This window comes from Leisingera sp. NJS204 (assembly GCF_004123675.1).
Lineage (GTDB): Bacteria > Pseudomonadota > Alphaproteobacteria > Rhodobacterales > Rhodobacteraceae > Leisingera.
Genome location: NZ_CP035420.1, coordinates 29488 through 54405 on the forward strand (window position 1 = coordinate 29488; position 24918 = coordinate 54405).

Sequence of the window (24918 nt, forward strand, 5' to 3'; positions counted from 1 at the left end):
TTCTTTCTGGTTCCAAATACCCGGATTCCCCGGCAGCTCCGGGGCGCGGCAGCGGCTACTGCGCGGCGCGTTTGCGGACCCAGCCCAGAAACGCCGCATCCGGCACACGCAGACGCGGCGCGCCGGAACGCAGCCACATGGCGCGCCACTCGGCCTCCAGCGCATAGGCGTCGGCGCCGGGGATCAGCGCGCGCGCCTCCTCCAGCGTCTGCGGCTTCAGGCTGGGCGCGTTCAGCACCGCCTCGGTCACCGCCCCCTTCTGGGAGAAACGGATCAAATCGCCCTCCAGCTCCTCCAGCGCGTAATCCGGCAAGGGCTGGGCCGTGATCATGTCGCGGATCATCTTGCGGAACACCCGGCGCGGTGACGCCGACCCGGATTTCTTCAGAAGCGTCTCCACCGAAACCTGCCAGCTGTTCTGGCGGCCGCAATGCTTGCGCGCCAGCTCATAGATCCGCCGCTCCAGGGGTTTGCGGAGGCGGAAATAATCGCGGCTCAGCGTCAGCACCGATTTCGACAGGACCGCCCGGTACAGCCAGTCGCTGAGCGTCACCGCCACGCTGACCATCTTGCCGCCGCGCGCTTTGCGGACAATCTCCCATTTCTCAATCAGGCCAAAGCCCGTCGTGACCTCCTGGCCGCCGGTGACGATATTGGTGGTGATGCGGGTGCCCGCCAGCCGTTCAAACGCCTCGCGCAAGCGCCGGTAGGCGTCACCGCTGGTTTCACGGTTGGTGGCAATCAGCAGGTCGTGCGCTTTCAGATGCAAGGTCCGGCTCACCTGGCGGCCGGCATTCAGCGCCGCCATCAGCTGGCTGATGCAGAAGATCAGAATGTCCTTGTCGTGGATTGTCGCCAGCCCTTTGACCGAAGGCACCACGGTGATCTCGGCGCCATTGTGCTGGTAGTTCAGAATGCGCCGGTCCGGCCTGGTGCCCAGCGAGAACAGCGGATGCTCCATCGACGCCAGATCGTTTTTGGGGATCGCCCCGAAGATATCGCAAAGGAAAAAATCCCCCTGCCCCTCTGGCGGAATCCCCGCCGCTGTCAGCTCTGCTGCCATCTGCCTGCCCGTAATCTGCTCTGCCGGCCGCCGGATTTCTGCGAATCCTGTGCGGCTGTTTTATCGTGGTTTTGATTACGCTCACCCTAGGGTTATCCACAAGCCGCGGCAACGGGGGTTCGGAATCGCATTGTCGGGGGTTCGGAGTCGTTTGATCGGGGTTTCAGAGTCGCTGCCCCGAAAAAAACCTCCCCGATCGCCAATGAAAAAAGGGCTTTGCGCAGCTGCCTGCCTGCCTATAACTAATAAATAACTCATAATTAACAGGGCAGATTTTTTTGACAGCCCTGAACAGCCGCCGCTGAACCCGCTGCAACTATTGAATTTACTTAGAAAAATCAGGGGAGATGCGCATTCTGCTTCCATGTGCGGTGTTTTCTAGTATCCTGTCAAAAAGGCAGCACATCAGGCTGCAGGGCAGCAAACAGCAGCATTCCACACCGGCAGGGCCGCAAGGCCCGCACACAGCAGGCAGATCCTCATGGCGCGAGATATCCACAGGAAAGACCTTCCCCGGGCAAGCAGCAGCCTGCCCCCCTATTTCAGCATTGATCCCGATGCCGCCCTGGCGGATCTTGATGCCCCGGCCAGCACCGCAGGCTTTGCCGAGATCGCTGCCGCCTGCGCCCAAGGCCGCGCCGATCTGGCCAGCCGCGGCATGAACGAGGAGGGGCGCAAAGAGCTGCGTCTGTTCTCGACCTGGGAAATCACCCGCTATCTGATCCCGGTCGCCCAGGCCCATTTCCGCCGGGTGCTGAAAGCCAACCCCGATCTGCCCCAAGGCCGCTCGGAGACCGAAGGCGGCGCCAAGTGGTTCACCCTGGATGAGGTGCTGCGCTTGCGCGCCCATTTCGGCAGCCAGGGATCAAAAGCCAAGGAATACATCCCCTACCGCCCCGAAGGGCTGCCCGCCAAAATGGTCGCGGTGGCGAACTTCAAAGGCGGCGTCGGCAAGACATCCACCGCGGCGCATCTGGCGATGTCGGCCGCACTCGACGGCTACAAGGTGCTGGTGATTGATCTGGACAGCCAGGGTTCGATGACCTCGATCTTCGGCGGCCGGGTTGAGGATGAATGGCAGACCGCCTTCCCGCTGCTGGCGCGCCATTACGGCGAGCATCTGCGCATGGAGAACCAGCGCCGCCTGGATCGCGGCGATGCCCCCCAGCCGCTGGACGAAGCGCTGGATGCGGCGATGGAGATGACCGCTGGGGACGTGATCCAGGACACCCACTGGCCGAACATTGACCTCATTGGCGCGCAGCTCAATCTGTATTGGGCGGAATTCCAGATCCCGGTCTGGCGGATGGCGGCGCGCAGCTGGAAGCTGTGGGATGCGCTGACCGAACGGCTGGAGGCGGACGGGGTGCTGGAGCAATACGATGTGATCTTCATCGATACGCCGCCGGCGCTTGGCTACCTTACCATCAACGGGCTGTCGGCGGCGGACATCCTCTTGGTGCCGATGGGGGCGTCGTTCCTGGAATTCGATTCCACCGGCCGCTTTTTTGACATGCTGCATTCCACCTTTGCCTCGATCGAGGAGGGCGAGAACCTGGCGGCCCGCGCGCTTGGCAGGCCGGGCCTCAGCTTTGAATGGGATGCGGTGCGCACCGTGATCACCCGCTACGACAGCGCCCAGCAGGGCGAGCTGGCGGCCCTGATGCAGGCCTATATGGGCCGGGTGCTGTCCCCGCATAAGCAGGATTACACCGCGCTGATCGGTCAAGCGGGTGAGCAGGTCAGCGGCATCTACGAGGCCGACTACCGCGACTTCAACCGCGAGACCTATGCACGCGGGCGCGAAACCTTCGATGAAACTTATGCCGCCTTCAAGAAGCTCCTGATCGGGGTCTGGCGGCGCGAGGCGTTGCAGGAACAGCAGGATCAGCGCGCGGCGGGCTAAGGCCCTAACAAGGACTTTCCGGCAGGATAGCAGCCCGGAGACAAGAAGACAGGTCAGGACAGAACATGGCAAAACGCAAACGGCTTTCCCCGGCGCAGACCGGTTACCTGACGGCGGCGCCTGCGGGCAAACCGGCGCTTGGCACCGCGTCCAGTGTGGGGGCGGCGCCGATTGCCCAGGTCGCCTCGGATGCCTCGGCCCAGGCGGCGCTGCAGGAGCTGTCCGGGGTTCTGGAAACGGCGCGTGCCAAGGGGCTGATGATCGAAGAGCTGCCGCTGGCGGCGATTGATGAGAACCACCTGGTGCGCGACCGGATTGAGCAGGACGAGGAAGAGCTGCAGGCGTTGATGGCATCGCTGCGGGCCCGCGGCCAGCAGACCCCGGCGGAAGTGGTGCCGCTGGAGGATACCTTCGGCGGCCGCACCCACGGTCTGATCTCCGGCTGGCGCCGCCTGACGGCCCTGCGCAGACTCTATGAAGAAACATCAGACCCTAAGTTTGCCACGATCAAGGCGCTGGTGATCAAGCCCGGCAGCGCCGAAGCCTCTTATGTGGCGATGGTCGAAGAAAACGAGATCCGGGTGAACCTCTCCCATTATGAGCGCGCCCGCATCGCCGTGCGCGCCTGCAAGGAGGGTGTCTTCACCCGCCGCAAATACGCGCTGCAGGCGCTGTTCGGCAATGCCACCCGCACCAAACGCTCCAAGATCGGCAGCTTTGTCACCCTGGTCGAAGCACTCGATGCGGTGCTGTTCTACCCCACCGCCATCAGCGAAAAGCTGGGCCTGGCGCTGGTGCGCGCGATCGAGGCGGACGAAGGCTTTGCCGCCCGCGCCACCCAGGCGCTGCAGGCCGCGGACCGCTCCAGCCCCGAGGCAGAGCTGGACGTGCTGATGCGTCTTGCGGAAGGGGATGCGCCGGCGCAAACGCCCTTGTTAGACACTGATACCTCCCCTGCCCCGGCCTATGAAACCCCGCCCGCCCCATCCGCGCCTGAGGCGCCGGTGCCGCCGCTGGTCAGCCGCCCGCGGGTGCGCGGGGCTTATGATTGGGACGCCGCCCAGCCCGGCGAGCGGATTTCCCTGCCCGCGCCCAAAGGGGTGACCCTGGGCTATACTCCTAGCGAACAGAAGATTGAGATCAGCGGGTCCGGCGTCAACGCTGCCCTGGCCGAGGCACTGCAGGCCTGGCTGAAAAAACTCTGATCAGAGTCTGCAGCCTCTTCTTCTTTGCTAAAATACTCGCTCCGCAGGCAAAGGGCTTTTCTTCGGAAAGTCCCTTTTTAGTCTCTAATATTTGCTGGTCCCGGTGAGTCTTTTTAGGTCAGCACGGTTGACCAAATGTTTCGCGCGCGAAACATTTGGTCCGAACCGGACCTATTATGGAGCGCCGTTCAGCTGGCCGCGCCCCACCGCCACATAACTCTCAAAACCGGCCCGTTTGGCGGATTTGGATGAGTAGATATTGCGCAGATCTGCCATCCGCGGCACCTCCATTTTGCGCGCCAGCTTCTTCAGATCCAGGGCGCGGAACTCGTTCCATTCGGTCAGCAGCACCACCAGATCGGCATTCTGCGCCGCCTTATAGGGGTCCTCTTCCCATTTGACGCCGGGCAGCAATGCTTCGCCCTCGGCGCGGCCCTGCGGGTCCACCACCCGCACCCGTGCGCCGCCGCCGACCAGTGCCGGCACGATGGTCAGACTGGGCGCATCGCGCATGTCATCGGTGTTGGGTTTGAAGGTGACGCCCAGCACCGCCACGGTCTTGCCGTTGAAGGACCCGCCGCAGATGTCGCGCAGCTTTTCGACCATCCGCGCCTTCACCTCGTCATTGACCCGCATCACCGTCTCGGTGATCCGCATCGGAAAGCCATGGTCCTGGCCGATCCGCGCCAGGGCGGCAGTGTCCTTGGGAAAACACGAGCCGCCATAGCCGGGGCCCGCATGCAGGAATTTGTTGCCGATGCGGCCGTCAAAGCCGATACCGCGGGAGACTTCCTTGACGTCCGCGCCGACCCGTTCGCACAGGCCCGCCACTTCGTTGATGAAAGTGATCTTGGCGGCCAGGAACGCATTGGCGGCGTATTTGATCATCTCTGCCGATTCCAGATCGGTGGACAGGACCGGGTAGTCGCGCAGGTAAAGCGGCCGGTAGATTTCTGCCATCACCTCGGCTGCGCGGTCGTTCTGCACCCCGACCACCACCCGGTCGGGTTTCATGAAATCCTCGATCGCCGCGCCTTCGCGCAGGAATTCCGGATTGGAGGCGACGTCGAACTCCGCCTGCGGATTGGCCTTGGCAATTACCTGTTTCACCTGCCGGTTGGTGCCCACCGGCACGGTGGATTTGGTCACCACCACTGCATAGCCGGTGAGTGCTGCGGCGATCTCTTCGGCGGCGGCCATCACATAGGTGAGATCGGCATGGCCGTCGCCGCGCCGGGTCGGGGTGCCGACGGCGATGAACACCGCCTCGGCGCCCGCCACCGCCGCCGCCAGATCGGAGGTGAAGCTGAGCCGCCCGGCGGCCACGTTCTTCTCCATCAGCTGGTCCAGCCCCGGCTCGTAGATCGGCACTTCGCCGCCCTGCAGCCGGGCGATCTTGCCCGCGTCCTTGTCGACGCAGATCACATCATGGCCGAAATCCGAAAAACAAACGCCGGACACCAAGCCGACATAGCCGGTGCCAATCATTGCAATACGCATGGAATGCCCTTTTCCCAATCCCCGTCCGGCCGCTTGGCTGCAGCCATTGTTATGAGTTTAGAGGAATATACAGCGCCGGACAGGGCGCAAGCCGGTTTTTGTGCTGCCGTTGCTGAAGATGAAAAAGTGGGTCCGATACGGACCAAATGTTTCGCGCGCGAAACATTTGGTCAATCTTGCTGACCTAATTGCGGGCGGTGAATTCCGCCTTTCCCTAGAAAGGCGGAGGCCTGCGGCGCGGGTATTGGGGACCAGAAAGAAACAGTGGGGGAGAGGACAGCAGCTGGCTTCTTTCTGGTCCTAAATACCCAAATCCGCCGGTTGTCCCGGGGCGCGGCACAGGCAGTCTGCAATGCAGGTGCAAAAGGCGGGGGGGTCAGATGCGGTAATAGTCCCGGTACCAGGCAGCAAAACGGGCGACGCCCTCGGCAACGCCGACTTGGGGCTGATAGCCGGTCAGCGTGCTCAGCAGGCTGGTATCGGCCCAGGTGGCGGGCACGTCTCCGGCCTGCATCTCCAGCATGTTTTTCTGCGCTTCAATGCCAAGCGCCGTCTCAAGCGCCGCGATATAGTTCATCAGCGGCGTCGGCTTGCTGGCGCCGATATTGACCACCCGGAACGGCGCCACCGGGCTGAGACTGTCCTGATCCGACACCGGTTCGGCACCCGGCACCGCCGCGATCAGCCCGGTGATGCCGGTGACCAGATCGTCGATATAGGTGAAGTCGCGGCTCATGCGGCCGTGGTTGTAGACGTCGATCGGCAGGCCTGCCAGCATCGCCTTGGTGAATTTGAACAGCGCCATGTCGGGCCGGCCCCAGGGGCCGTAGACGGTGAAAAACCGGAACATGGTGACGGGCAGGGCGTAGAGATGGGCATAGGAATGCGCCATCGACTCATTGGCCTTTTTGGTGGCGGCATAAAAGGACATCTGGTGGTCGGTCTGCTGACGTTCTTCAAACGGCATTTCAGTGTTGGCGCCGTAAGCCGAGGAGGTGGAGGCCATCAGCAAGTGCTTGGGCGGATGGGCGCGGGCGGCTTCCAAAAGCTCAAAGCTGCCGATCAGATTGGCCTCCAAGTAGTCGCGCGGCGCGTCAATGGAATGGCGCACCCCGGCCTGGGCGGCCAGGTGGATCACCGCATCCGGTTTGTGCTCCTCAAACAGGCCCATCAGCCGGCCGGGGTCTTCCAGCCTGCCGATGACGGGCGTGAACCCCGGGGTCTGCGCCAGCATCGCATGGCGGCGCTGTTTCAGCGTCACGTCGTAATAGGTCGACAGGCAATCCAGCCCGATGACCCGCCAGCCTGCCGCCAGCAGCCGCGCTGCCAGGTGATATCCGATGAAGCCGGCCGAACCGGTGATGAGAGCTGTTTGCATGGCTCTTAGGTGGCGGCTTCCTGCCGTTCTGTCAAACGCTTTGCCCGAGGGAACGGCGGCGGAAAGCCGGGGGCAGGCGGTAAAGGATTTGACAGTGCCAGGGATTTATGAGCTTTCGGGGCCGCATAAGCGGCATCAGATTCCATCAGACAGGCAAGGAGCCCCGGGTGAGCACGGCAGAAGTAATCGGCACCGGGAAACCGGCAGCGGCACAGGCCCTGGAAACCGTTCCGGCAGGCGCCGGGCGGCTGGTGGCGGTGGTGGTGACACACAACCGGCTGGACAAGCTCAAGGCGACGGTGGCGCGGCTGCTGGAGAGCCCCGCGCATGAGCTGGCGGCGCTGGTGGTGGCCGACAATGCCTCGACCGACGGCACCGCCGAGTGGCTGGCGGCGCAAGGCGATCCGCGGCTGGATATCTGCACCAGCACTGAAAACCGCGGCGGTGCGGGTGGCTTTGAGATGGGCATGCGGCGGGCGATGGAGCAGCACGCGGCGGATTGGCTGGTGGTGATGGATGATGATGCCTGTCCTGCACCTGGCGCCTTTGCCGCCTTTCATGCCCGGCCCCGGCCGCTGGACACGGCGCTGGCGGCGGCGGTCTATTTCCCCGACGGGCAGATCTGCGAGATGAACCGGCCCTCGGTGAACCCGTTCTGGAACCCCTCGGTCTTTCTGCGCACGCTGCTGAAAGCGCGCAACGGCTATCACATTCCCTATACGGCCTATGAGGCTCCGGCCCCGATGCCCATCGATCTCACCTCCTTTGTCGGGCTGTTCCTGCCGCGGCGGATGGTGGAAGCGGCGGGCTATCCGGATCCGGGGCTGTTTCTGTACGGCGACGATGTGATTTACACGCTGGGGCTGCGGCGGCGCGGCGAGACGATCCTGTTCGACCCGGAGCTGCGGTTTGAGCATGACTGCTCGACGTTTCAGAATGACCGGCACCGGGTGTTCCGCCCGTTGTGGAAAGTCTACTACGCCTACCGCAACGGGCTGATGATGTACCGCAAGGCAGCCGGCCTGCTGTTCTGGCCGCTGCTTCTGGTGGTGCTGCTGAAATGGCGGCTGACCGCGCGCCGCTATGGCGCAGGCCAGCGGGCCGCCTATCTGCGGCTGCTGCGCCACGCGGCCTGGGACGGGGTGCGGGGCAGGACCGGGCGCTCCCATGCCCGGGTGCTGGAGCTGGCGGGCGAAGACTGATCTTCGCCCTGGCCGCCTGTCTCCTGTCTCCCGCCGCAGGTCTCAGCGGTTCAGGATGTCGCGGTGAAAACGGCCCATCAGGATCAGCCCGAGCGCAAACAGGATCAGGCTGGTGGCCAGCACATAGGTCACGCTGACGTAAGCGGCGGTATAGCTGGGATAAAACCCGCTGCGCATCAGACCGGTGATATGCATCAAGGGGTTGAACCACAGGATGTCCTGCGCCAGCGGCGGCAGATCCTCATAAAGAAACAGCACGCCTGAGGCCAGGAACAGCGGCCGGGTGATCACCGACCAGGCCACGTCCCACAGCGGGTAGAGCCCCATCAGCACGCAGTTCAGGGTGCCGACTCCCAGCCCCAGCAGCAGCGAGAGCACCATGGCCAGCACTGCGGGCGGCAGATCCAGCACCGCGCGGCTGTCGGTCACCGCATAGACGCCGCCGATCAGCAGGAAGGTGATCAGGATGCCAGTCAGGCTGTTCAGCAGGAACCGGGCCAGCACCGCGTCCAGCCAGGTGACAGCCGGAAATTTCAGCAGCGGCTTGGAATAGGCAATCGCCCGGCCGGTGGTGGCTGAAATGCTTTGGTAGAGATTGAAGGGCAGAAAACCGGTGGCGTAGAACAGCAGGAAGCTGGTGCCCAGCGACGGGGTGCGGATCACCAGAGAAAAGCCGATCGCCAGGAACAGAATGGCCGCCATCGGTTCGAGAATAGCCCAGAGATAGCCGCCGGGGGTGCGCCCGTAGCGGGTCGACATCTCCCGCAGCACCAGGGCAGCCACTGTGCGCAAGGTGGCAAAGCGCCGGGCGCGCCCGGGGAGGGGCGGCTGGGCCGGAGACTGGACCGGATATTGGGCGGGGGGCAGGGCCGGAGACTGGGCTGGGGCCGCCGCAGGCGTGGTTCTGGTCATGAATACCCATTGTGAATATGCGCTGTGCAGGCGATAATATGAAAGAAAGACGAGGCAATTACAAACGGCTGCAGGCCGGGGTAAGCAGATTATGACACAGGATCACCCGGCGGCGCGGCAAAAGGCTGCCGCCCAGTTCCGTACTGGCCGGAAAGCCGCAGACAGGGACACCCCGGCCGCAGCGGTGCCCGCCGGCACGGAGCAGGCCGGGCCTGCAGAACAGCTGTCCGCAGCACCCAGCCGTAAAAGCCGCGGCAAAGGCGGCAAGCTCAAGCGGCTGCGCCGCAAGGTCCAGGACGCCGAAAGGGCCCAGGCGCTGCTGGCGCAGAAAGCCGACAGCCTGGAGGCGCAGATTGCTGAAACCCCGGCTTACCCGGTGGCGCGGCCTGCCCATGTCAAGACCCGCCACCGCGGCGTGATCGCCAGCTTTGCGGCATTGGTGCTGCTGCCGCTGGCGGCGGCGGTGTTTTATCTGTTTGCGGTGGCCGAGGATCAATATGCCTCCACCGCCGGTTTCACCGTGCGCAGCCAGGAAAGCTCCGGTGCCAATGAGCTGCTGGGCGGGCTGGCCAGTTTTGCCGGCAATACCACCGCCTCGGACAGCGATATCCTGTATGAATTCATCCAGAGCCAGGAAATGGCCGAAGCGGTCAATGCCCGGGTGGACCTGCGCGCCCATTACAGCCAGTACTGGCCAACCGACTGGGCCTTTTCAATCTGGCCCGATGCAACGCTGGAGGAGCTGGTCTGGTTCTGGCACCGGGTGGTGCGCATTTCCTATGACAGCGGCTCGGGGCTGACCGAAGTGCGGGTCACCGCCTTTGACCGGGACATGGCCCGGGCGGTCAGCCGCGCCATCGTCGACGAAAGCCAGATCCGCATCAATGCGCTGAACGAACAGGCGCGCGCCGATGCGATGCGCTATGCCGAGGCCGATCTGATGGAGGCGGTTGAGCGGCTGAAGCTGGCGCGCCAAGAGCTGACCCGGTTCCGCACCCGCACCCGTATCGTCGACCCCGCGGCCGATATCCAGGGCCGCATGGGGGTGATGAACAACCTGCAGCAGCAGCTGGCGGAGGCGCTGATCCAGTACGATCTGCTGGCCGGCACCGTCAGCCCGGGCGATGTGCGCCTTAAACAGGGGCAGCAGCAGATTGAGGTGATCCGCGAACGGATCAATATCGAACGCCAAGCCTTTGCCTCCAGCAATACAGACACCGGGGCGGTGGGCGAGGATTATCCCTCGCTGATCTCGGAATTCGAGCGCCTCACGGTGGACCGGGAGTTTGCCGAGGAGACCTACCGCGCGGCGCTGACCGCGCTGGAGGTGGCGCGCGACGATGCCGCCCGTCAGAGCCGTTACCTTGCGACCTATATCACCCCGACCCTGGCCGAGGAGCCGGAATACCCGCGCCGCTATGTGCTGTCGGCGCTTGCCGGGCTGTTTTTGCTGCTGGGCTGGTCGATCGGGGTGCTGATCTATTATTCGATCCGCGACCGCAGCTGAGAGGCCGCCTATGATCCGCTTCGAAAACCTGACCAAGAGCTTCCGGCTCAAGGGCGAGCGCAAGGTGGTGATCGACAATCTGAACCTGACGCTGCCGCCGGGGAAATCCCTGGCGCTGCTGGGCCGCAACGGGGCGGGCAAGTCGACGCTGTTGCAGATCATTGCCGGCACCATGCGGCCCGATCACGGCCGGGTGGTGTCCGATGGCAGCATCTCCTGGCCGGTGGGGCTGGGCGGCTCGTTCCACCGTGATCTGACCGGCGCCGAGAATGTCCGCTTCATCGCCCGCATCTACGGGGTGGACACCCGCGATCTGGTCAATTTTGTCGGCGAGTTCGCCGAGCTGGGCAAATTCTACCACATGCCGATGCGCAGCTATTCCTCGGGCATGCGCTCGCGGCTGACCTTCGGCGCCTCGATGGGGATCCGCTTCGACACCTATCTGGTCGACGAGGTAACGGCCGTGGGCGACCGGTCGTTCAAACGCAAGAGCCGGGCGGTCTTTGCCGACCGGATGAAGCATTCCAGCGCCATCATGGTCAATCATTCGATGGCGCAGATCCGCCAGTTCTGCAATGCCGGGCTGGTGCTGGAGGCCGGGCGGATCCGCTATTACGACGATCTGGACGCGGCGATTGCCGCGCATGAGGCGATGCTGGACTGATCCAGCCGCGCCTCAGCGCTCAGCGCTCAGGCCTCTGCCGGGACCGGATCTGCTGCCGGGGCCAGGGTTTTCTCCCAATAGGGTTTGCTGGCCATCTCGGCATAGCCGCTGCGGTAGACCGCTTTCAGGCGGCTGTGCTCGCGGCGGAAGGCAGCCAGGGTCTTGGCCATGCGCCAGGCCAGGCTGAAGAAGCGCCGCTTTGAGTGGGTGACGGTATAGCCCTTGCTGCCATCGGTGTTGAGATAGGTGAGCCGGGCGCCGCCGAAGGCCGGGAACACCAGGCCGCGCTCGCCGATGTTCAGCACCATCCGGTCGCCGATCGTCTTCCAGAACGGCACCAGATGGCCATTCAGGGTGAACAGGCCAAGATAATGCCGCAGGCGGCGCGGCAGGCGGCTGAAGCGGCGCCGCTCATCGGTGCTGAGGGTCTCTGCCGGCTGCCAGGCTTCGTCTTTGATCAGCGCCTTGATGTCGGCGCGGCGCGCACTCATGTCGATGTTCTCGTCAAAGAACTGCGGCCCCTGCATCACATCCTGCCAGGCCAGCAGCTGTGCCTCGGCGCTGTCGTATTTGCAGCGCAGCAGCGAGCGCAGCATGAAGCGGAGGGCGATTTTGGCGGTGCCAAGCGGGCTGCGCTCCAGCGCGTCGAACACCAGATGGTGGATCAGGTGGTTGCGCAGATCCAGATACAGCGTCTGGGCGCTTTCCTTTTCGGTGAAATCATCCTGGAAGGAGACCACCCCGTTCAGGGTGAAGATGTTGAAATCATTGGCCAGCGAAAAGCTGATGTCATCGCCGCGCACAAAGAACGGGAACGGGTGGCGGGCGGCCTGGGCGATGGGGAAGGCGAAGAACCACCAGCCGCCGTAAAGGGTTTCGGGGGCAGAGCGGGCAGAGCTGAATTCCATATCGATGACCTGGCCCGGGCTGCGCAGGTCGAGCCCGTTGTAGAGCGGGCGGCAGGAGCCGTCGAACCAGGCGCCGTTTTCCCACATGCACCATTTGTGGGTGTTGTTGATCATCGCGCCTGCCAGAGCGGCCTTGGGGTCCCGCGCCAGCGCCAGGAACATATAGGCGCGGGCGATGTTCTCCATGTGGAAGGAGGCATCGTCATCCATGAACAGGCAATGGCTGCAGCCGCGTTTGCCGGCCTCCAGAAGCCCGCGGGCAAAGCCGCCTGCACCGCCGAGGTTGCGGTTCGGGTAGGGGGTGACTTTGTCGCTGGCAGCGATGCCGGCGCTCTGGCCGTTATCGACCACCTGCACGTGGATATTGGCGCTGTGCTCGAATTCTTCCAGGAAATGTTCAAGCCGGGCCACGGTTGTCTGCACCTCCTGCTCGCGCTGGAAGGTGGTGATGGAGACCGCAAGCTGCGGCAGGCTGTCCGGCACGGCGGCGGTGGCAAAGCGGCCGCCGGTCAGGGTGACCTCGTCCCCCAGCGCCAGCACCTCGGCGTAAAGCACGCCTTCAATGCCGGGGCCTGCATATTCCGACAGGTCAATCTGATAGGGGGCGCCTTCCGCCAGCTCGGCGATGTCGCAATAAACCACTTCCCAGGACCGGTTGGGCTGGGCCAGGGTGATCTTGATTTCGGCTTTGCCGCTGCCGGTCAGCTCGGCAAACAGCGTGTCGAACGCGCAGCCGCGGTTCCATTTGCCCAGGCTGAACAGGTTGAAATAGGTATCAAACCTGACACAGGCGCCGCGGGACAGGGTGTAATGCCCGGTGCTTTGGGAAAAACCGGCCGGCCCCTGCACATGGCAGTAAAGCGCCTGTTCGGTGCAGATTTCTGGTTCGGGGGTGATGAAATTCTGCAGGGTGATCATGCGGGTCATTCCTTGAGGCCCGGAAACCGGGGTGCGGGCGTATAAACGGTTACTGGCACAAGTCTTGCTGCAGATCTGTGACAAAGCTTTGCAGCGCCGGCGAGGGCAGCTGGGCGGGGTCCAGGCTTTCCAGCAGGCGGAGGGTCGCCTGGGGTCCGGGCACCGGGCGGGTTTCGAGCATCTCTTCGATGGCCGGGAAAAAGGCCGCCTGGCCGGTGAGGCTGCTGAGATAGCTGTGCACCGGGGCAAAGGCCTCGGCAAGCTGGCTGCGCAGGCTGCTGCCGAACAGTTCCACATCGCGGTTGCGCACCGGCAGCTCGCCAGCGGGCAGCTTCAGGAAGACCTCCCGCAGCGCTTTTGCCTCCTCTGGCGGCAGGCGGTGATTGCCCCGGCGGATGATCTCATAGGCGGCGCGCGGCAAACCGTGGTTGGCCGGGCCCTTGTGCGGCAGATCCTCCGGGAAGGCACAGCCTGCTTGAGCGGTGAAATCCTGCACCGAGCCGCCGGCCGTCAGGAGGTCGTCGTAATTGCGGATATGCAGCCGGGCATTGCTGAAGATGCGGGTCCAGGGCTCCACCATCTTGCGGTAGTTGAAATGGATGGTTTTGGCGCTTGCCAGCGCCGCACCGCCATCCAGGGGGCGCAGCTGGTGGCCGAACCGCAGCCGCTGGCCGAACCAGGAGGCCATGTATTCATCGGGCTGGCGCAGCGCGCAGTAAAGCTCCTGCTCGGCATCGGGAAACAGATCGCGCAATTTGGCGATCAGATCCTCATGCCCGGCGCCGAAGTTGGAAAAGACCTCGGAGCACAGGATGACGGTGTGCGGCTGCAGCACGCTGACCTGGTTGCGGATTGTGCTGAGCATCGCGGGCAGGCCGGGCAGGGCGCCGTGCCAGGCCGGGGTGCCGCCGCCCTGCTTGCTGGCCAGCATCCGGAAGCCAAGCGCATTATGCGGCTCGCGCAGGTTCATGCAGCCAAGGTCCGGCGTGTCCTGGCGGCCAAGCGCCTGGGCCAGAAGATGCGACATGCCCTCGCTTTCCACCGCCGGATAGAGGATGCCATGCCGCAGCAGCTCCAGGGTGTTGCGGGCCAGATAGGCCTGCAGCGCAGTGGAGCCGACCTTGTGGTGGCCGAAATAGATAATGACTTTCATACCGGACCCGATAACTGAGGTGCTCTGGTTCGCCTATTCGGCAGCGGAGGCAGGCTGCAGGGCCGCTTCGGCATCGCGGACCCGCTTGCCGTGCAGGAAGGCGGGCCAATTGACCTCTCCGGCGTCCAGCAGCCCGCTGGTCATCCCGGCCATGAGGGTCAGCCCGTGCAATTCGGACGGAGACAGGTGATCGGCCGGGGCAGTGGACTGCGGTTTGGCGATGGCTTTCTTCACCGCCGTGTGCAGCTCGTTTTCCATCAACGGTTCGCCGCTGAAAAACATGCGGTCCATATTGCGGGCATCCTCCAGGTAGCTGTCGCGGAGAGTCTTCGCCAAGGCCCGGTGCAGCTGCAGCCTGGTGCGCGCCGGCGCCGGCGGCAGATGCCCTGCCAAGCGGGAAAACTCCCAGCCGACCTTAAGCCTGAGGTCCTTGGACTGGTGCAGCAGTGCCTTCTGCAGCACTTTCAGACGCATCAGGTCCTCCAGGCACAGCGATTCATTGGCCTGGCTTTCGCCGCTGATGGTAAAGCCAAGGCCGCCAAAGGCGTGATGAATGAAATCGCTGACCACATCGCCCTGATAGAGCTGGCTGCGGATCATCGGGCGCAGGGTGAAGCGGTCAGCGAAATGCTCCCGCCAGGCGGCAAACCGCGGCAGGTAGATGAATTCCCCGACCTCCTTGCGCCGGGCGGCAAAGCTGTCCAGATCCGAGCGCAGGGCGCGCGGGGTGCCGACCTTGATGCGTTCGGCAAAGCTGGACAGGATGCGGGCGGCATGGGGGCGCACATAGCCGATGATACGGATCTCATCGGCAGCGCCGGCAAAGAAGGTGCCGGCAATCTCGTGAAACAGTGCCGCCGGGACGGTTTCCAGCGCTTCGGCCGAGACAAGGGCGAAATCGGCTTTTGACGCCTGGATCTGCGCGGCCAGCTTCTGGAGGGGCCTGCCGGCTTTCTGCCGGGTCTCCGGGGTCTCCGCATTGCCGTAGGCCCGGCACTGCGCGCCGAGGGTGTTGCTGGCCAGCCGGGCCGGATAAAAGACACTGTGCCCGTCCAGCGCCACCTGGCCCTTGGCAAAGGCCAGCTGAACCGAGGTGGAGCCGGTTTTGTGATCGCCGATGTGGAAAATCAGAGTCTTGCGGCGGGGACGTTCTGGGGCAGGCATATGAGTGCCGGATCCTGTGTTTGGTGCGGGTTTCAAGGCTGTGGTGTAGGGGATTTTCGCGCCGGAGACAATCGCCGTCCCGGACAGGCTGCGCAGCGGGTTGCGCTAAGCGGGAAAACTGTGCAGAGAAGCCGCAGGTTGCATCAGACGGTTTGGCGGCCCCGGTAATTTGACAGCGGCATCTCAGGTGATTTGACCATGGCATTGCAATTTTTAAGGGCCGGCCTGCGCGCCCTGGCACAGAGATGGCGGCGGCAAACCGGGCCGAAGGATACCAGGGCTGAAAACACCGGGCCTGAAAACACTGGGCCTGCGGCTGACGGGCCGGCACCGCGGCTTTATGTCTTCGGGTCCTCCTCGTCAGAGGTTTTTGATTACATCTTCGGCGCCAGCCGGCGCTACCGCAGCTATTGGGCCGGCGGCTGGTCAGCCCGGGGGCTGCGGAAGGACGCGAACCGGGGCTATGTGCTGCAATGCCTGCAGCGGGCCCGGCCGCAGGACATCATTTTCCTGCACTACGGTGTGGTGGATGCAGCTTTCAGTTCGGGCTACCGCATGGACCGCGGGGATTTCCTTGATCCCGAAAGCTTTTGCCGGGAGGCAGCCGAAGGGGTCGGGATGCTGGTGCAGGATCTGCGCGCGGCGGGCTTCAGCAATATCTATACAGTGGCCGTCGGCGCTCCCTGCCGGGTGCCGGAGCGGTATTTCCGTAAACGGTTCAAGCTGCACGGGCTGCCGCCGCGCTATCAGGCGCAGCTTTTGAACCGGATCAACCAGTTGATCAGCGGTTTCTGCGACCGGCGTGATCTGACACCGGTTCTGGGGGATGAGCACGGGGTGCTGAAGCGGGAATACCACCGGGCCAAGCCGAATCACCATGCCGATTACGTCAGGATCCAGGAACTGGTCTGGGAGGGGATCCGGGATATTCCCGGTCTGCCGCCGCGCCGCGCGGATTGGCGCACGGTGCTTTATAAAAGCGGTGTGCGCGGCGGGGTCGGCAAGAAAATCAGAGCGGAAAACTACCGGGCGGCCAATCTGAAGCGGTTCGAGCCCGCAGCGGCCTTGCCGCGGGAGAAAGCCCCGGCAGTGGAGGCATAAGGCGGGCCTGCGGAAAACTGCCGGTCTGCCGGGCGGACCGGCAGGCAGCCGGGTTGCCACAGGGGCGGGCAGTCCGTTAGCAGTGGGCGCAAAGTGCAGAGATGGGGCCATGGCCCGGCAGCCTTGGACACAACGATGATTGGTATGATTGCAGCCCGGTTCAGAAAATATCTCCGCGCCCGTTTGAGCCCGGCCTTGCTGTCGTTCCGTGCGGGCAGGGTGCGGGCCTGCCGGCCGCAGGGCGCGGCTGAGGCCCGGCTTTATGCATTTGGATCCTCGTCCTGCGAATTGTTTGATTACATCTTCGGAACCAGCAGCCAATACCGCTCCCATTGGGCCAGCGGCTGGTCGGCCCGCGGTTTCCTGAAGGCGGAGAACCGCAATTACGTGCTGGCCTGCCTGAAAGGCGCCAGCAGCGATGACATCATCTTTTTGCAATACGGCAATGTGGATGTGCAGTTCAATGCGGCGCACCGGATGCGGCTGGGCGATTTTCTGGATCCGGCCGGGTTTTGCGCCGAGGCAGCGGAGGGGCTGCTGAAGATGGCAGCGGATCTGCGGACGGCGGGGTTCAGCAGGGTCTATTGCATCTATGCCGGTCCGCCGGTGCCGCTGCCGGTCCGCTATTACCGCAAAGGCTTCGGCCTGCCCGCGGTCCCGGCCCGGTTTCAGGCGCAGATGTTCCGTGAGATCAACCGCTTGCTGGCAGGCCGGGTTGCACTGGTGGATATGAGCGATGTGCTGGCTGATGAGCACGGCCTTCTGAAAGAGCCGTTCCGCCGCCCGTTCCCGGATCACCACGCGGATTACACCCGCATTCAGGAGCCGGTCTGGGCGCGCATCCGGGACATTCCGGGGATACCGCCGCGCCGGGCCGAGTGGCGCAGCCAGCTGTATCCGCATTGCCCGCGCGGGATCAGCAAGCTGATCAGCGGGGCCGATCTGCGGCCGACCGATATCGTCGCGCGCGAAGCGCTGGGGCTGCACCCGAAGCTGCGCGGACGCAGCCGGCCGGATGCGTCGGAACGTGAAATGACAGGGCTGCCGGCTTGAGGCATCCCGGGAATATGAGAGGACAGGATTAATGGCGGCAGGTAAATTTCTGATGGTGGGCGCGGGGCTGTCGGGGGCGGTGATCGGCCGCCATCTGGCCGAGGCAGGCCATAGCATCACCGTGATCGACAGCCGCCCCCATGCCGGCGGCAACTGCCACACCGAGCGCGATGCGGATACCGGTGTCATGGTGCATGTCTACGGGCCGCATATCTTTCACACCGATGACGCCGAGGTCTGGGACTATGTGAACAGTTTCGAGCGTTTCAAGCCCTACAAAAACCGGGTGAAATCCACCACCCGCGGGCTCACGGGCGCTAGGGAAGTGTTCTCGCTGCCGGTCAATCTGCACACCATCAACCAGTTCTTCCGCAAGACGATGCGGCCCGAAGAAGCGCATGATTTCATCACGCAGGAACAGGCCGATACCTCGATCGCGGATCCGCAGACCTTCGAAGAGCAGGCGATGCGCTTTGTCGGCAAGGATCTCTATGAGGCGTTTTTCAAGGGCTACACCATCAAGCAATGGGGCATGCACCCTTCCGAGCTGCCCGCAAGCATCCTGAAGCGGCTGCCGGTGCGCTTCAACTATGATGACAACTACTTCTTCCACCGGTTCCAGGGGATGCCGGAGAACGGCTATACGCCGATGATTGAGAAGATCCTCGATCATGACAACATCACCGTTCAGCTGGAGACCGAATTCACCCCGCAGATGGGCGCCGCCCATGACCACGTGTTCTATTCCGGGCCGCTGGACGGCTATTTCGGCTATGAGCTGGGCCGTCTGGGCTACCGCACCCTGGATTTTGAGCGTTTCACCCATCAGGGCGACTACCAGGGCTGCGCGGTGATGAACTACGGCGAGGAGGATGTGCCCTATACCCGCATCACCGAGCACAAGCATTTCGCCCCCTGGGAAGACCACGAGGGCTCGGTTCTCTACCGCGAGTTCTCGCGGCTGGCGGAGCCCGGCGACATTCCCTATTATCCGGTCCGCCAGGTGAAGGAGAAGGAACTGCTGGCCGCCTATGTGAAGCTGGCGGAAGCGACGGCGGGTGTTACTTTTGTGGGCCGTCTGGCCACCTACCGCTACCTGGACATGGATGTGACCATCCGCGAGGCGCTGGACGCCGCCCGCGGCTTTGCCGCCTGCCTGGACAAGGGCGAGGCCGCGCCGGCGTTCTTTACTGCGCCCTTGTAAGCGGCGGCTCAGGCGGTCTGGCGGCGGATGAATTTGCGCAGCCGGACCCGGGCGGCCTCGTCCAGCAGCTCCGCCCGGCCCCAGTCCTGGCTGCGCGCCGCGCAGAGCGTATCGGTGCGGGTGGCAAACAATGCTGCCAATTCGCTGCGTTCGGCCTCCAGCCGCCGGGTGATGTCTTCTGCCATGGCCGCGCTCAGATGCAGGCTGCTGCCGCGGGCGGGGCCTGGCGGGGCGCCGCGGGTGAAATCCCGCTTCAGCAGTTTCGGGCGCAGCTGCATATAGACCGGCTGGCTGACCCGGGTCTGCACATATTCGATTTCGGCCAGCTTGCGCGGCTGAATGCGGCTGTTGCGCCGCGCTGCCGTTTCGGGGGGCGGCAGGCCGAGCAGGTTGCAGAAATCGCTCAGCATGTCTGGCGCATCCAGATCCGCAGGCGCGTTCGAGCGCAGGACCAGACTGTCGCGGGGAAATTGCGCCAGCAGCATCTGCGTAAAGCTGAGAAGAGAGGGCAGGGGAAAGCCGTAGCTTTCTTCGAAACAACGGAGGTAGCGGTCAATGCCGGGAGGGCCTGCGGCAAAGAAGGCCGGTTTAGCGATCCCGAACAGCCCGGCGCGCAGAAACTGCGCATAGCTTGATTCCGCAAAGCCGTAGGGGTTGCGGAAATAGGCAACCAGGCGGATCTGCCAGCCCGGCATCCGCTGTTGCAGCGCCTGAACCAGCGCGGCCAGGTTGCTGGTGCGAAAAGCATTGGTCCAATGCTCGCAGGACAGCAGGATGCGGCGGCAGCTGTGGCGCTCCGCTTCGGCCTCGATCTCTGTCAGGGCGGCGGGCAAGACCTCTGCGGCCATCCGGGCCAGCGGGATGTGGTTGCGGTAACCAGCGGGGGAGCGGTGGCGTTGCGGATAGCACAGGCCAAGCCGCAGATGCTGCTCATAGGTTTCGGCCATATGGTGCTGGATTGTGGTCGAGCCGCATTTCGGCAGGCCGATGTGCAGCCAGATCTGGCGCGGGCTGCTGCTGCCGGGGGAGGGGAGCGGTGGGCGCAGAACCATGGCGGGCTCAGGCCTGGCCGCGCTGTGCGGCGCGCGCATCCGGCAGGCCTGGCAGCTCAGCCGGTGCGTGGGCGGCGAGGAAGGCGCTGATCCGCTGGGCCAGCTGCGGGTGCAGTAGGGGGTCCAGATTACTCTTCACCCAGTGCATCAGCCCGGTAAAGAACGACCAGAAAGGCTGCAGATAGAGATCCAGGCCTTTTGCCTGAATTTCAGCGGCAATCCGGGTGAGAGGGATGAACACGTCCAGCCTTTCAGACCCGGTCCGGTTGGTCAGCCGCTGGCCGTCCGGGGCGACGTCATGCACCACGGCAACATGGGTGCTGGCCAGGATCCGGCTGCCATTCAGGAAGCTGCGCCAGTGCAGCTCGATGTCGTTGTGGACCGGAATTTCGGAACAGCCAATGCTGTGTTCGTGCAGAAAACCGGTCCGGTAGATTTTGTTCCAAGGGTAGTTCGAAGTTTGCACCAGGCTGGCGGCGGCAAATGGCGATACTTTGGTGCAGGCTCCCAGGCTGAGACCGGCGAAGTCCCAGAGCGCCTGATCGTAAGGCATCTGGCCGAACGCGCCCTGCGCGTCTCTGCGGGTGTCGTGATGCTGGAAGAGGCAGAAATCGAACTCCTGCCCCGCGAGGTCCTGCAGCAGCCAGGGCAGGGCACGGGCAGGGCGGTCGTCGGCATCCAGGAACAGGACGTGGGAGGTCCGGACATGTGCAAGCGCCAGATTGCGGGCGGCGCCGGCGCCTTTTGCCGTTTCGTGGCGCAGCAGCCGCAGCTGCCCGGTTTCCAGGCCGGCTGCATCCAGCAGAACGGTTTCCTGAAGCGGCACCTGCGACCCGTCATCCACCACCACAATCTGATCGGCGCAGCCGAGCGCCCGCAGCATGCGCAGCAGGCGCAGCAGGCTGGCGCAATCATTATGCGCGGGGATGGCCACGGTCAGGTTCACAGGAAGAACAGCCGCAGATCCTGCAGCTCCAGGCGGCAGCTGCGGGTGGGCAGGAACAGCACCAGTTCAAACCATTCGGCGTCTAACGGCAGATGCGGGCAGCTGGGCAGGTGCAGCGTGTCCATATGGTCGGACGGCTCTTCCCGGGCCAGCAGGTGGCGCGGGAAGAAACAGTCGGAAAACCCGCCGCCGGGCAGGCCGGCGCGCAGGCAGGGGCGCAGCACCTCGGCACTGCCGGCCGCGCTCCGGCAGGCCACTCCGGCATAGCGGAAGGGCAGCAGGCCCAACTGTCCCAGCGTCAGATGCAAGCCGATCCATTCTCCCTGGCCCGCGATTTGGAGATCAAGCTCCAGCAGCCGCCCCGCCGGTGACCGCCAGTGCCCGCCGGCCTGCAGGGCCGGATCTGCGCGCAGCGTGAACCCGTCGCTCAGGAGTGTTCCGGCGCTGATACGGCCGCTGGCGGTACTGTCCTGCAGCCCGGCCAAAGCTTGGTTGAAAGGGGCGCAGGGACCCAAGGGAGGATTCAGTGTCAAGCGGGCAATCCTTTATTCCGGCGTTCCGGCCCACGGGGCATTTCCAGGCTTGTTACAGGATCGGCGGCCAGCCACCGAACGGGCGGTTCACGCTTGCGGGCCTAAGCGAAGCTCTGTATGCCCGCAACTGCAGGATGCGATCATTTCTTGCGAGTATTGCATATTTTCTCCTTCCGTTCGGGGGAGTTTTATCGCCAGGCAGAATAATGGGATTGGGTTGATATGTCAGAGACACTATTGCTGGATTGCACGTTGCGGGATGGCGGATATTACAATGCCTGGGATTTTCCGCAAGAACTGATCGAAACGTATTTGGAGGCCATGAGAGCCGCCCGGGTCGATATTGTCGAGATCGGCTTCAGGTTCTTGAAAAACAACGGTTTCAAAGGATCTTGCGCCTATACCAGCGATGATTTCCTGCGCAGTTTGAACATTCCGGAAGAGTTGCAAGTTGCGGTCATGGTGAATGGGGCCGACCTGCTGACGGACCTTGGGCTTGAGGCTTCCCTGGAACGGTTGTTCCCGGAGCCGGCCGCCGCCACGCCGGTTGACCTGGTGCGCATCGCTTGCCACTTCCGCGAGGTCAAGCAGGTGCTGCCGGCAGTGACCTGGCTGGTCGAGCGGGGGTACCGGGTCGGGTTCAACCTGATGCAGATTGCCGACCGGAGCCGTGAAGAGGTGGTGGAACTGGCCCGTGAAGCGCGCGCCTGGCCGGTGGAAGTGCTCTATTTTGCCGATAGCATGGGCAGCATGACGCCTGCGGATACGGCCCGTATTATCGGCTGGCTGCGCGAGGAATGGGACGGTCCTATCGGCATACACACCCATGACAACATGGGGCTGGCATTGCAAAACACGCTGCGGGCGCAAGCCGAAGGCGCCACTTGGCTGGATGCCACTGTGACCGGCATGGGCCGTGGCCCCGGCAACGCCCGTACCGAAGAGCTGGTGATCGAGGCGGCGGAACGGCGCGGCCGTCCGGCCAACTTGGTTCCGCTGATGAGCCTGCTGCAGCGGCATTTCCAGCCGATGAAAGAACAGTATGGCTGGGGGACCAACCCGTATTACTATCTGTCCGGGAAATACGGAATCCATCCGACCTATATTCAGAATATGCTGCTCGACTCCCGCTACAGCGAAGAAGATGTCCTGGCCGTCATTGAACACTTGCGCCAGGAAGGCGGCAAGAGCTTCAGTGCCGGCACCCTTGATGGCGCCCGCAATTTTTACCAAGGCGCGCCGCAAGGGACCTGGCAGCCGCGCTCGATGCTGGAGGGCCGCGAGGTGCTGATCCTTGGCGCGGGGTCCGGCGCAGAGCAGCACCGCACGGCGCTTGAGGCCTATGTGCGCCGGGCGCAGCCGGTGGTGATCGCGCTGAATACCCAAAGCGGTATCTCCGAAGACCTGATCGATCTGCGCGCGGCCTGCCATCCGGTGCGGCTGATGGCCGATAGCGAGGCGCATCTGGCGCTGCGCCAGCCGCTGATCACCCCGGCCTCAATGCTGCCTGCGGATCTGAGCGGCCCGCTCAGCGGCAAGGAGCTTCTGGACTTTGGCGTCAGCCTCGCCGAGGGCCGGTTTGAGTTCGGCGACAGCCACTGCGCATCCCCAAGCCTGCTGGTGCTGGCCTATGCGCTGGCAGTTGCCGCCGCCGGAAACGCCAGCCGGGTGCTGCTGGCCGGCTTTGACGGGTATGCGCCGGGCGACGCGCGCAACCGCGAGGTTGAGGAGGTTTTGCGGCTTCTGGAGAACACCGCGGGCAGCCCGCAGGTGGTTTCGATCACGCCGAGCCGCTACAAGCATCTCAAGCAAATATCAGTTTATGGAATGTGATCCCATGACGGCCTGTGTGATTATCCCCGCCCGCTATGCTTCGACCCGCTATCCCGGCAAGCCGCTGGTGCCGCTTCTTGGTAAGCCGATGGTTCTCTGGGTGGCTGAGCTCAGCGCCCGTGCGGTAGGCCGGGAACATGTTTATGTGGCCACCGAAGATGACCGCATAAGCGAGGTGGTGGAGGCCGCAGGCTTTAAGGCGCTGATGACGGGCAAAGACGCGCTGACGGGCACCGACCGGCTGGCCGAGGCCGCGCAGATGATCGACTATGACATCTATGTTAATGTGCAGGGCGACGAACCGCTGGTAAATCCTGCGGATATCAAGCGCTGCGTCGACCTGAAGGCCGCAGATCCCAGCCTGATCGTCAACGGCTTTGCCTGGGTCAGCGATGAAGAGGATCCGCACAGCGTTAACATCCCCAAGGTCATTACCACCGAGGACGATGTCATGGTGTATATGTCGCGGCTGGCGCTGCCGGGCTTCAAGGATCCGGGATGTGCACCGGAACGCTACAAGAAGCAGGTCTGCATCTACGGCTTTACCCGCGAGGAGCTGCAGGCGTTCCAAGGGTTCGGCCGTAAGGGCGCGCTGGAAAGAAGCGAGGACATTGAAATCCTGCGGTTCCAGGAACTGGGGCGCAAGATTGTAATGTATGAAACTTCGCCCGGCACCATGGCAGTGGATGTGCCTGAGGATGTGGCACCGGTCGAAGCGGCCCTGCGCAGGCTGTGGAACCTGTGATGCCGGCGGGCTACCGGACATTGGTCTTCGACTGCGACGGGGTGATCCTGGATTCCAACCGGGTGAAGACCGAAGCCTTCCGCCAGGCGGCGCTGCCCTACGGCGCAGAGGCGGCAGAGGCGCTGGTGGCGCATCACGTGGCCAATGGCGGCATCTCCCGCTACCTGAAGTTCCAGCATTTTCTGGACGGGATTGTGCCTGGCCGGAACGGCCCCGGGCTGGAAGAGCTGCTGGCGTCTTATGCCGGTGCTGTGCGGGCCGGGCTGATGACCTGCGCAGCCGCGCCGGGGCTGCAGGAGCTGCGCGCCGCCTTCCCGGATCAGCGCTGGCTGATTGTCTCGGGCGGGGATCAGGCCGAGCTGCATGACATCTTTGCCGCGCGCGGGCTGGACGGGTTGTTTGATGGCGGCATCTTCGGCAGTCCCGACACCAAGGATGCGATCCTGGCGCGGGAACTGGACAGCGGCAATATCCGGCCGCAGGCGCTGTTCCTGGGGGACAGCACCTACGACCACCGCGCTGCCGCTGCAGCTGGCCTGGACTTCGTGTTCATCAGCGGCTGGAGCGAGGTGGCGGACTGGCAGGGGTACGTGCGCACGCATGGCCTGAAGAAGCTGGCAAATGTTGGAGAACTCCAGGATCTGTGACAGGCCATGGCGCCGTTGGCATATTCTTCGCGGGAAAGGGAGCAGCAGGTGAACACACAGAATAAGCTCACCGTATTGACGGACTTTGAGGAATGCGCGCCTGCTGAGGACGTTTACCTTGCGGATTGTGCGTCGCTTGTGCGGAACGCCGGCACTGACGGCTGTTTCACGCGGTTGCACGGCAGCCCGGAGGCTTGGGATTGTGCCGCAGACCGCCCGGTTCTGGTGCTGTATGAACGGGCGGAAACCGCCGTCAGCACCGGTCTCGCCCGCGGATTAAGCCCCGCGCAGGCTTTGAAAAACTGGGAAGATCAAGCGCAGGAA

General features: G+C 63.8%; 21 protein-coding genes. 11 read left to right on the plus strand and 10 right to left on the minus strand.

The annotated features are described in order from the left end of the window. Window positions 1-55: 55 nt before the first annotated feature. Complete coding sequence (locus ETW24_RS22090) at window positions 56-1063, minus strand: replication initiator protein A (RefSeq protein WP_129373250.1); 1008 nt, start codon at window positions 1061-1063, stop codon at window positions 56-58. 481 nt (window positions 1064-1544) lie between these two features. Between ETW24_RS22090 and ETW24_RS22095 the strand changes: the two genes are divergently transcribed. Beyond that, window positions 1545-2969 carry an AAA family ATPase gene (locus ETW24_RS22095; RefSeq protein WP_129373251.1) on the plus strand — a complete coding sequence of 475 codons (1425 nt, stop codon included), beginning with the start codon at window positions 1545-1547 and terminating at the stop codon, window positions 2967-2969. Between the two features lie 65 nt (window positions 2970-3034). Next, window positions 3035-4174 carry a ParB/RepB/Spo0J family partition protein gene (locus tag ETW24_RS22100; protein WP_129373252.1) on the plus strand — a complete coding sequence of 380 codons (1140 nt, stop codon included), beginning with the start codon at window positions 3035-3037 and terminating at the stop codon, window positions 4172-4174. Between the two features lie 174 nt (window positions 4175-4348). Here the strand turns inward: ETW24_RS22100 and ETW24_RS22105 are convergent, their stop codons facing one another. Together ETW24_RS22105 and ETW24_RS22110 are read right to left on the minus strand one after the other, a co-directional pair. Continuing rightward, window positions 4349-5674: a UDP-glucose dehydrogenase family protein gene (locus ETW24_RS22105; protein ID WP_129373253.1), complete on the minus strand. Its 1326-nt coding sequence runs from the start codon at window positions 5672-5674 to the stop codon at window positions 4349-4351. 376 nt (window positions 5675-6050) lie between these two features. Next, window positions 6051-7052, minus strand: a complete 1002-nt coding sequence (locus ETW24_RS22110) for an NAD-dependent epimerase/dehydratase family protein (protein WP_129373254.1) — start codon at window positions 7050-7052, stop codon at window positions 6051-6053. A gap of 167 nt (window positions 7053-7219) precedes the next feature. On the opposite strand from ETW24_RS22110, the gene ETW24_RS22115 reads away from it, so the two are divergent. After that, entirely contained in the window at window positions 7220-8254 is a 1035-nt protein-coding gene (locus ETW24_RS22115; RefSeq protein ID WP_254695783.1) for a glycosyltransferase, read from the plus strand. Between the two features lie 42 nt (window positions 8255-8296). Here the strand turns inward: ETW24_RS22115 and ETW24_RS22120 are convergent, their stop codons facing one another. After that, window positions 8297-9166, minus strand: a complete 870-nt coding sequence (locus ETW24_RS22120) for an ABC transporter permease (protein WP_129373256.1) — start codon at window positions 9164-9166, stop codon at window positions 8297-8299. A 91-nt stretch (window positions 9167-9257) separates the two neighbouring features. Here ETW24_RS22120 and ETW24_RS22125 point away from each other — a divergent pair, with 91 nt between their 5' ends. Both ETW24_RS22125 and ETW24_RS22130 read left to right on the plus strand, forming a co-directional pair. Then, the gene (locus tag ETW24_RS22125; RefSeq protein WP_129373257.1) at window positions 9258-10673 is read left to right on the plus strand and encodes a sugar transporter; all 1416 of its coding nucleotides are present in this window, start codon (window positions 9258-9260) and stop codon (window positions 10671-10673) included. A 10-nt stretch (window positions 10674-10683) separates the two neighbouring features. Beyond that, complete coding sequence (locus tag ETW24_RS22130; RefSeq protein ID WP_129373258.1) at window positions 10684-11337, plus strand: ABC transporter ATP-binding protein; 654 nt, start codon at window positions 10684-10686, stop codon at window positions 11335-11337. 26 nt (window positions 11338-11363) lie between these two features. Here ETW24_RS22130 and ETW24_RS22135 read toward each other — a convergent pair whose 3' ends face one another. From ETW24_RS22135 to ETW24_RS22145, 3 genes are read right to left on the minus strand one after another with little or no spacing between them, the layout of a single operon-like run. Beyond that, window positions 11364-13163: a hypothetical protein gene (locus ETW24_RS22135; protein WP_129373259.1), complete on the minus strand. Its 1800-nt coding sequence runs from the start codon at window positions 13161-13163 to the stop codon at window positions 11364-11366. A 49-nt stretch (window positions 13164-13212) separates the two neighbouring features. Continuing rightward, window positions 13213-14316, minus strand: coding sequence for a hypothetical protein (locus tag ETW24_RS22140; RefSeq protein WP_129373260.1), 1104 nt, complete (start codon window positions 14314-14316; stop codon window positions 13213-13215). 33 nt (window positions 14317-14349) lie between these two features. Beyond that, window positions 14350-15480 (minus strand): hypothetical protein, encoded by a 1131-nt coding sequence (locus ETW24_RS22145; protein ID WP_129373261.1) that lies wholly within the window; start codon window positions 15478-15480, stop codon window positions 14350-14352. 198 nt (window positions 15481-15678) lie between these two features. On the opposite strand from ETW24_RS22145, the gene ETW24_RS22150 reads away from it, so the two are divergent. The 3 genes from ETW24_RS22150 (at window position 15679) to glf (ending at window position 18838) form a co-directional block, all read left to right on the plus strand. Then, complete coding sequence (locus tag ETW24_RS22150) at window positions 15679-16581, plus strand: hypothetical protein (RefSeq protein WP_129373262.1); 903 nt, start codon at window positions 15679-15681, stop codon at window positions 16579-16581. Between the two features lie 135 nt (window positions 16582-16716). Then, window positions 16717-17634 (plus strand): hypothetical protein, encoded by a 918-nt coding sequence (locus ETW24_RS22155; RefSeq protein ID WP_164982809.1) that lies wholly within the window; start codon window positions 16717-16719, stop codon window positions 17632-17634. Between the two features lie 31 nt (window positions 17635-17665). Next, a complete protein-coding gene (gene glf / locus ETW24_RS22160) occupies window positions 17666-18838 on the plus strand; it encodes a UDP-galactopyranose mutase (protein ID WP_205877452.1) in 1173 nt (390 codons plus the stop codon). An 8-nt stretch (window positions 18839-18846) separates the two neighbouring features. Here glf and ETW24_RS22165 read toward each other — a convergent pair whose 3' ends face one another. From ETW24_RS22165 to ETW24_RS22175, 3 genes are read right to left on the minus strand one after another with little or no spacing between them, the layout of a single operon-like run. Then, on the minus strand, window positions 18847-19890 hold the full coding sequence (locus ETW24_RS22165; RefSeq protein WP_129373264.1) for a hypothetical protein: 1044 nt from the start codon (window positions 19888-19890) through the stop codon (window positions 18847-18849). 7 nt (window positions 19891-19897) lie between these two features. Further along, window positions 19898-20836 (minus strand): glycosyltransferase family 2 protein, encoded by a 939-nt coding sequence (locus ETW24_RS22170; RefSeq protein ID WP_254695784.1) that lies wholly within the window; start codon window positions 20834-20836, stop codon window positions 19898-19900. Then, window positions 20833-21369: a hypothetical protein gene (locus ETW24_RS22175; RefSeq protein ID WP_129373266.1), complete on the minus strand. Its 537-nt coding sequence runs from the start codon at window positions 21367-21369 to the stop codon at window positions 20833-20835. The genes ETW24_RS22170 and ETW24_RS22175 overlap by 4 nt, the downstream gene beginning before the upstream one ends. 222 nt (window positions 21370-21591) lie before the next feature. Here ETW24_RS22175 and ETW24_RS22180 point away from each other — a divergent pair, with 222 nt between their 5' ends. From ETW24_RS22180 to ETW24_RS22190, 3 genes are read left to right on the plus strand one after another with little or no spacing between them, the layout of a single operon-like run. Further along, the gene (locus tag ETW24_RS22180; RefSeq protein ID WP_129373267.1) at window positions 21592-23202 is read left to right on the plus strand and encodes an aldolase catalytic domain-containing protein; all 1611 of its coding nucleotides are present in this window, start codon (window positions 21592-21594) and stop codon (window positions 23200-23202) included. Window positions 23203-23206: 4 nt separating this feature from the next. Continuing rightward, the gene (locus ETW24_RS22185; RefSeq protein ID WP_129373268.1) at window positions 23207-23947 is read left to right on the plus strand and encodes a 3-deoxy-manno-octulosonate cytidylyltransferase; all 741 of its coding nucleotides are present in this window, start codon (window positions 23207-23209) and stop codon (window positions 23945-23947) included. Next, window positions 23947-24594, plus strand: a complete 648-nt coding sequence (locus ETW24_RS22190) for an HAD family hydrolase (protein ID WP_129373269.1) — start codon at window positions 23947-23949, stop codon at window positions 24592-24594. Before ETW24_RS22185 ends, ETW24_RS22190 begins: the two co-directional genes overlap by 1 nt. Window positions 24595-24918 lie beyond the last annotated feature (324 nt).